Consider the following 7390-nt stretch of genomic DNA (forward strand, 5'->3'; position numbering starts at 1 on the left):
TAGCCTACTTACGAAAATCCTCGCGGATTTTCTATTCGGTTTTTATTTGTTAACTTAGTTGCTTAACCACGCAACAAACCATATACAAACACGTTGGCAACAAGCTGAATCACTCAAATGGAAATAAAAACTGAATTTACTATTGAACCTTGCGAAAAGGAGAATATAAAGAAAATCGTTGACGGAATTAACGAATACAATTTGAGTAAAGTTCCAGCAATTTCTGATATTTGGACTCGCTTGGAATTTGTAGCAAAAGATGAAAACGGAATTGAAATTGGTGGAATATTAGCCGGACTTGGATATTGGAATGGACTTGAAATTAATATTTTGTGGGTAAAAGAAGAATACCGAAAAAAAGGAATTGGCACACGGATTTTAAAACACGCTGAAAAAATAGCTATTGAAAAAGGAGCAAAAATTTCAATGCTCGACACGTTTGATTTTCAAGCAGAGAAATTTTACTTGAAAAATGGATATAAACCAATTGGAGAAATGAAAGGTTTTCCAAAAGGACACAGACGAATATATTTCTCGAAAGAACTAACCGAATAAATAAAAGCCAGTTGCCAACACCGTATAAAAATAATGCTTAGTTTAGTGCTTAATCGAAAGTCCGTGCCCTTTTGTTACGTCTGATTTTCCTGCGGAAAATCCTCGCACACAAAACCGCACTATTCTTATACATAAACGTTAGCTGTAATAAAAACCAAATCGTCCCAAAAAAAAATGAGTATAATTAAAGCATTTTTATATACAATTTTAGCTTTTGTATTTTGGACAATAATTCAACTCGCAATACTTCTTCCGATTAAATATTTGATTGGAGAACCAGATGACTTTACTCATATATTTGGAATAACTAAAATTGTATCTATTGTTGGAGCATTTTTACCCATTTATTTTTTCTTTTGGAAACCAAATTTTGATTTTAAAAAAGCTCTTAAAGTTCAGAATTATAATCCTCGAGTATATTTGTATTTACCTCTAATTGGAATTGGTTTGTTACTAATAAATAAACCTTTTTGGGATTTCAATAAAATAATGGAATATTATCAAGGAATTTCTACAAATAATAACTTTGTTAGTTCTAACAATAATATTGCTTTAATCTACAGTCTGATTTCCACATTATTAATTGCACCAATAGTCGAGGAACTATTTTACAGAAAATTTTTATTAGAAAAATTGTTAGAAAAGAATAAACCGATTTTAGCAATAATTGTTTCAAGTATTTGCTTTTCAATAATGCATATTGAAACACCTAATAATTTAATACCGACTTTCATAAGTGGAATTATACTCGGGATAATATATTTGAAAACTAAAAAAATCGGTTATTGCATAGTGCTTCATTTCATTGTAAACTTAATTATAGTTACGACAAACAATATTGGAACCTCTTATGACAATTGGCTGGTTGGTTATAATTTTGACATTTATTATTGGCTATTATTTGGAGTTGGAATTATTATAACAATAATCGGAATGAAGAAAATTACTACAGCTAACACCGTATAAAATTAATTGCAGGTTATAGCCTACTTACGAAAGTCCTCGCGGACTTTCTATCTGTGATTTATTTGCTAACTTTAGTGTTTAAAACACGCAACTAATCTTATACAATCACGTTGTGCAACATTTAACAAAAAATCGAAAATCAATGAAAAAACTGAACTACATCTTACTGTTTGCCTTCTTTTTGACTTTTAATCTTATCCAAGCTCAAGACGAAGTTAAAGAATCCAAATTCAATATAATTGGATACGGTGGAATTGGATACGGAATTATGGAAAACGACAACGAACCGAATTATAATCTGAATAGTAACAGTGGAGAAATTCTTTTGAATTACAATCTAAATCAAAAATTTGGAATAGCAACAGGTATTGGAATAAACGAATTATCAGGTAACGGATTTAACTCAATTGGAAACTTTTACCACGAAAGAAGTTTGTTAAAAATTCCATTGTTGTTTACATTGAATTCTAAAATATCCGATGACTTTAAAATATTTGCAAATTTAGGGTTCTTTGGACAGACGATAATCAAAGATGAATACCGATTTATAAATGGTACTCAAAAAGATATTTATGAAGGCTGGAATTTTGGAGCACAAATTGGACTTGGATTTTTGTATGAGATATTTGATAATTATTATGCTGGCATAAATTATAACGGACAATCTGACTTTAGCAAATTTGAGACAAATAATAATGTTGGAATAAATGACGAACAGAAAATGAAAAATCTGAATTCCGTTGGAGTAATATTAATAATCGAATTATAAAAACGTTGCACAACAATGGCTATAAACAATTGCTATTACAGGCTTATCCTGAAAATTCCTGCGGAATTTTCAGCTTGTCGTGTACTTGCAAAAGTCCGTGCCAACCCACGCAACTGTTCATAGCCGAGACCGTTACCCAACATTTGACAAAAAATCACGGAATCGAATCGAAAACAATATTTGACAATAAATAAATGAATATAAGTTTTGACCTTGACAGCACATTAATTCCAAACGGGAAGGAATTTGAAACTGAAAACAGAAACGGAATTGCAAAACTGTTCGGAATTGAGGAAATGCGAAAAGGCACACGTGAATTGATTTCTGATTTGCAAAATCAAGGTCACAAAGTTCATATTTATACAACATCATATAGAACTAAAACAAAAATAAGATTGACTTTAAAATATTATGGAATAAAAGTCAGCCGAATTGTAAACGAAAAAGAAAATCGGAAAGTTTTAAAATCTCGGAATATTAACTCATCAAAGTTTCCACCAGCTTTTGATTTTGACTTACATATTGACGATTTAAAAGGTGTTGGAATTGAGAGTGAAAAATTTAATTTTAAAGCAATTATTGTTGAACCAACAGACAAAAACTGGATTGAAAAAATAAAAAACGGAATACAACAAACATATTTATTGAAACCACTCAAACGGCTTTTAAAAGAACTGTGGCTTCACTCAGATAATTGTGTAGAACCCATTGAACATATATGGTTTTCTATAAAAGAAGTTGCTCAATCAACTGGCTATAAGAATGAGGAAATAAGAAAATATTTAAATTTATTAGTTGATAATAAATTTATTGAGAATACTTCAACAAAACCTCTTTTATATGAGTTTACAGAGAAAGGAAAAGATATTAAAACAGATTGTGAAATTGAACAAATAATAAAAAACGTTGGGTAACACCGTGTATAATTAATTGCTAGGTACTTCCCTACTTGTGAAAATTCCTGCGGAATTTTCACGGGTTCGTAAATGTTTGCTAACTTAGTTACCCAACCACGCAACTAACCATACACAAACACGTTGTGCTTCATTATGTCAAACCGCTAACCAATGATAAAATTCTTTAGAAAAATTCGCCAAAACTTACTTATGGAAAACAAAACTGAAAAGTATTTTAAATATGCGATTGGTGAAATTGTGCTTGTAGTTATCGGAATTTTGATAGCGTTACAGATTAATAATTGGAATGAAAACAGAAAAAGCTCAAAAATTCGCAATAATTATTATAAACAGGTGCTACAAGATTTAGAAAAGGACACTATTTATATTAACAAAAACATTATAAATCTCGATTCGAGTCTTTCAAAATATCAAAATTATTTAGAAAAGTTACCTGAAGCAGAAAGTACTAATGATGTCATTCCTCTTCTTGGTGCACTTAATTGGGAATTTTGGTATATTAATTTTAATACAAACACTATAGAATCTTTAATTTCTACGGGAGACATTAAGTTAATGTCAGATGAAATAAGGAACGGCCTACTAGATTTGAGAACTACTCAAAACGAAGTTATTAAAAGATCATCTGGTAATAATGATGTTTTTTTAAAGGATAGCCAAAAAGCGGTTGGTCTTGGAGGTATAAATTTTATTTTAAATATAAATCCAAAATTATCAAATCAATTAATTAGGGAGCAAGATATAATTTCAGTTATTAATATCACAAATGGAACTTTTCAATTAAAAGATTTTACGGAAAAGAACTTATTGACGGATATGCAAAATTTACTAGAATCCACAAAAGAATTATCTGAATTAATCAAGGAAAAGTTAAACAAATAACGAAAGCACAACAACGTGTATAATTAATTGCTAGGTTCTTCCTTACTTGCGAAAATTCCTGCGGAATTTTCACGGGTTCGTAAATGTTTGTTAACTTAGTTGCCTAACCACGCAACTAACCATACACAAACACGTTGGCTTTAATTTAAAGAACATTCATAAGTAAACATTTAAGTTTACTTTTTTTATTTTTTGTAAACTTATATATTGACTTTTTTATATATTTGTAAACACAAAAGTTTACATTATTTATGTTTTGTAAACTTAAATATTTACAAAAAAATGAGAAATAAGCGAAAACTTTTAATCGAACAATTGGACCAAAAGCTACAACCATTCTCTGAAAGCAGAAAGGTCCTGGTCCCAGAACGTGGATGGATAAATACTATTCGAACTGCACTTAATATGACCATGGCCCAACTTGGTGCTAAACTAAATATTACAAGACAAGGCGTAAAAAGAATTGAGGAAAGTGAGGCTAATGGCACGATAACACTCAATTCTTTAAAAGATGTTGCCATGGCTCTGGATTTAAAATTGGTATATGCATTGGTCCCAAAAAATGAGACCATAGACGATTTAATACAGAAAAAAGCAGATAAACTGGCTCAAAAAATAGTATTACGGACCAATCAAAATATGAAACTAGAGGACCAAGGAATTGGAGATGACAAGATAGCCAAAACCATAAAGGAACTTGCTAATGAAATAAAACGAGAAATGAGAAAGTCATTATGGGATTAGAATTCGTTTACAAAGATGGACAAACACCCTTAGAAGAAGAAGAAAAGGATGGTCTTAAAATAAAATCAATTACGACTCAAGGAGAGTTGGATGAATTTGAGCAACTGAACATTGAAAAAGCTGTCGAATGGACTATTCACACAAATTTGAAACCTGAAAATATTTTGACAGAAAAGTTTGTTAAAGACTTACATAAAAAAATGTATGGTGACGTATGGAAATGGGCTGGTGAATTTAGAAGAACTGAAAAAAACATCGGAATTCCATGGACAAAAATTGGGCTAGAATTAAAAAATTTACTGGACGATACCAAATATTGGATAGAAAACAAAACCTTTTCACCAGAAGAAATAGCAATTAGATTCAAGCATCGAATAGTATCTATTCATTGTTTCCCAAATGGAAATGGAAGACATTCAAGAATGATGGCAGACGTAATTATGGAATCAATATTTGGAAATGAAATATTTTCGTGGCATCAGTCTAATATGGTAAAAGCTAATGAAATTAGAAAAGAGTATATTAATGCATTGAAAGAAGCTGACAATGGAAATGTTAAACCACTAATTGAGTTTGCAAAAAACTAAAGCCAACACTGTATATAATTTATTGCTTGGTTCTTGCCTACTTACGAAAATCCTCGCGGATTTTCTATTCGGTTTTAATTTGTTAACTTAGTTGCTTAACAACGCAACAAACCATATACAAACACGTTGGCAACAATGCAAAAGCAACCGAGAAACATTGAATTTAGATGAATATATTTCCATTTAAAAAAAAGCTTAAATCCAAAATAGAGTCAGAATTAAGGAAACTGCCTTGGGACGTGGATTCTGAAAAAATCACGCAATTACTAGAACCGACAATTGGAGTTAAAACTAAAAAGACAAGTTCAAAAATCGGAATTGGAAAATCGAAATTTGGAGGTTTACCTGATTTAAGAAAAGAAATGGAATGGCCAAATCTAAATGGATTTCCGTTTGGCTTTTTAGGACAAATAAATCTATCTGAAATTAAGCTCGACAAGTTAAATTCTCTTCCAAAAAATGGTTTATTATTATTTTTCTTTTCGACCAACCAAGATGATTATCGATATGAAAATCTTAAAGATATGCATCGTGTAATCTTCATTGAAAAACTATCGAATTTAGAACAAAGAAACTACCCTGAAAAATATAGCGATTTGGCAAAATTTAATGAATGCGAGATTGAATATTTCAAGCAATTCAGTTTGCCATCATATCAAAACTATAAAATCCTAGATTTGAATTTTACGGATGAAGATGATAATTTACTATTTGAAGCTTCAGAAATAATAAATGAATTAACATCAGCTGGAGAAGATATCGGACATCAGATATTAGGAAATGCACAAGCTGTACAGGGAGATGTAAACTATCCTTGGGCTTTACAATCTATTGGACATAAACTAAAAACTTTATCAGAATTAAATATAATAGACCAACATAGAGTTTTAGAAAATCAAAAAAAAATAAGACTTTTATTGCAAATCGATATGTCTGATTATGAACCAAATTTTTCTGGTTTTGGAGCTAGTGGTGGAATTTATTTCGGAATAGCAGAAAAAGATTTAGCAAATGGAAATTTTGAAAACACATATTTTGAACTACAAAACTCATAAAGCACAGTTGCCAACACCGTATATAATTTATTGCTAGTTCTAGCCTACTTACGAAAATCCTCGCGGATTTTCTTGGTCAGTAATTATTTACTAAATTAGTTACTTAAAACACGCAACAAACCATATACAACAACGTTGTAAGCCATTTAAGAAAAACCGGAACGAATTGACAAAAATCGAAAACATTGAAAAGATTTTAAAAACAGTTGAAATCCACGAAAGAATCGTTCGTAAATCAACCGAAATTGACAACGCAACAAAACCTTATTTTCTTGAACTCTCAAAATTCACTAAGGAATGTTTAACTAACGAATCTAAAGTTAGTAAATTAAATTCATCTCAAATTAAATCATTGGAAAATGAACTTTTGATTTATTGGAATGAAACTATAAGTCTGGAAACTGAAAAATTTTGGACTGAAATTGTAACCGAAAAATTAGATGTTCAGCGCAAAGAACCATTGAAATTCGCTTTAGATAAAAATAGGTTTCGTAATGTAGAACAAGGAATTGGAGCAAGAAAATATTGGAATGAAATAAAAACAATTGAGTCAGTTAAAGACAAATTTTCGATAACTGATATTTTGAAAATTGACCAAATAATTGCCGAAGACGAAAATAAACGAATAGGAATATTAAAAAAGTGTTTAGCAAAAAGAGTAATTCCAAAAAGTCAATATTTAAAGTTTGGAGAATGTATGGCTTATTTCACGAACTGTGGGCTTTTCAATAAATATATGACCGAAAAAGAAGTTGATGAATTACACGAAATTTGGAGGAATTTTAAATCATAAACTGAATAAAAAACGGCTTACAACACTGTATATAATTTATTGCTTGGTTCTAGCCTACTTACGAAAATCCTCGCGGATTTTCTATTCGGTTTTTATTTGTTAACTTAGTTGCTTAACCACGC

At 30.4% G+C, this 7390-nt stretch carries 9 protein-coding genes; all 9 read left to right on the forward strand.

The window, feature by feature from the left end:
• The first annotated feature begins 117 nt into the window (after positions 1-117).
• The 9 genes from ITJ86_RS16865 to ITJ86_RS16905 all read left to right on the forward strand — a co-directional run bounded on the left by ITJ86_RS16865 (position 118) and on the right by ITJ86_RS16905 (position 7268).
• The gene (locus ITJ86_RS16865; RefSeq protein ID WP_195872828.1) at positions 118-555 is read left to right on the forward strand and encodes a GNAT family N-acetyltransferase; all 438 of its coding nucleotides are present in this window, start codon (positions 118-120) and stop codon (positions 553-555) included.
• A 174-nt stretch (positions 556-729) separates the two neighbouring features.
• Positions 730-1521, forward strand: coding sequence for a CPBP family intramembrane glutamic endopeptidase (locus ITJ86_RS16870; RefSeq protein WP_195872829.1), 792 nt, complete (start codon positions 730-732; stop codon positions 1519-1521).
• A 142-nt stretch (positions 1522-1663) separates the two neighbouring features.
• A complete protein-coding gene (locus tag ITJ86_RS16875) occupies positions 1664-2290 on the forward strand; it encodes an outer membrane beta-barrel protein (protein WP_195872830.1) in 627 nt (208 codons plus the stop codon).
• 194 nt (positions 2291-2484) lie between these two features.
• Positions 2485-3204, forward strand: coding sequence for a hypothetical protein (locus ITJ86_RS17415; RefSeq protein WP_230080336.1), 720 nt, complete (start codon positions 2485-2487; stop codon positions 3202-3204).
• A 153-nt stretch (positions 3205-3357) separates the two neighbouring features.
• On the forward strand, positions 3358-4089 hold the full coding sequence (locus tag ITJ86_RS16885) for a DUF6090 family protein (protein ID WP_195872831.1): 732 nt from the start codon (positions 3358-3360) through the stop codon (positions 4087-4089).
• A gap of 282 nt (positions 4090-4371) precedes the next feature.
• The gene (locus ITJ86_RS16890) at positions 4372-4833 is read left to right on the forward strand and encodes a mobile mystery protein A (RefSeq protein ID WP_144118200.1); all 462 of its coding nucleotides are present in this window, start codon (positions 4372-4374) and stop codon (positions 4831-4833) included.
• Complete coding sequence (locus ITJ86_RS16895) at positions 4824-5420, forward strand: mobile mystery protein B (protein WP_144118201.1); 597 nt, start codon at positions 4824-4826, stop codon at positions 5418-5420. The genes ITJ86_RS16890 and ITJ86_RS16895 overlap by 10 nt, the downstream gene beginning before the upstream one ends.
• Positions 5421-5587: 167 nt before the next feature.
• Positions 5588-6475, forward strand: coding sequence for a YwqG family protein (locus tag ITJ86_RS16900; protein WP_195872832.1), 888 nt, complete (start codon positions 5588-5590; stop codon positions 6473-6475).
• Positions 6476-6641: 166 nt separating this feature from the next.
• Positions 6642-7268 carry a hypothetical protein gene (locus tag ITJ86_RS16905; RefSeq protein ID WP_195872833.1) on the forward strand — a complete coding sequence of 209 codons (627 nt, stop codon included), beginning with the start codon at positions 6642-6644 and terminating at the stop codon, positions 7266-7268.
• Positions 7269-7390 lie beyond the last annotated feature (122 nt).

This window comes from Winogradskyella marina, assembly GCF_015645385.1.
GTDB classification, from domain to species: Bacteria; Bacteroidota; Bacteroidia; order Flavobacteriales; family Flavobacteriaceae; genus Winogradskyella; species Winogradskyella marina.

What these genes read in the sequence shown, in the direction of transcription:
- ITJ86_RS16865 (WP_195872828.1), top strand. Translation starts at nt 118, where the DNA reads ATGGAAATAAAAACTGAATTTACTATTGAACCTTGCGAAAAGGAGAAT.
- ITJ86_RS16870 (WP_195872829.1), top strand. Translation starts at nt 730, where the DNA reads ATGAGTATAATTAAAGCATTTTTATATACAATTTTAGCTTTTGTATTT.
- ITJ86_RS16875 (WP_195872830.1), top strand. Translation starts at nt 1,664, where the DNA reads ATGAAAAAACTGAACTACATCTTACTGTTTGCCTTCTTTTTGACTTTT.
- ITJ86_RS17415 (WP_230080336.1), top strand. Translation starts at nt 2,485, where the DNA reads ATGAATATAAGTTTTGACCTTGACAGCACATTAATTCCAAACGGGAAG.
- ITJ86_RS16885 (WP_195872831.1), top strand. Translation starts at nt 3,358, where the DNA reads ATGATAAAATTCTTTAGAAAAATTCGCCAAAACTTACTTATGGAAAAC.
- ITJ86_RS16890 (WP_144118200.1), top strand. Translation starts at nt 4,372, where the DNA reads ATGAGAAATAAGCGAAAACTTTTAATCGAACAATTGGACCAAAAGCTA.
- ITJ86_RS16895 (WP_144118201.1), top strand. Translation starts at nt 4,824, where the DNA reads ATGGGATTAGAATTCGTTTACAAAGATGGACAAACACCCTTAGAAGAA.
- ITJ86_RS16900 (WP_195872832.1), top strand. Translation starts at nt 5,588, where the DNA reads ATGAATATATTTCCATTTAAAAAAAAGCTTAAATCCAAAATAGAGTCA.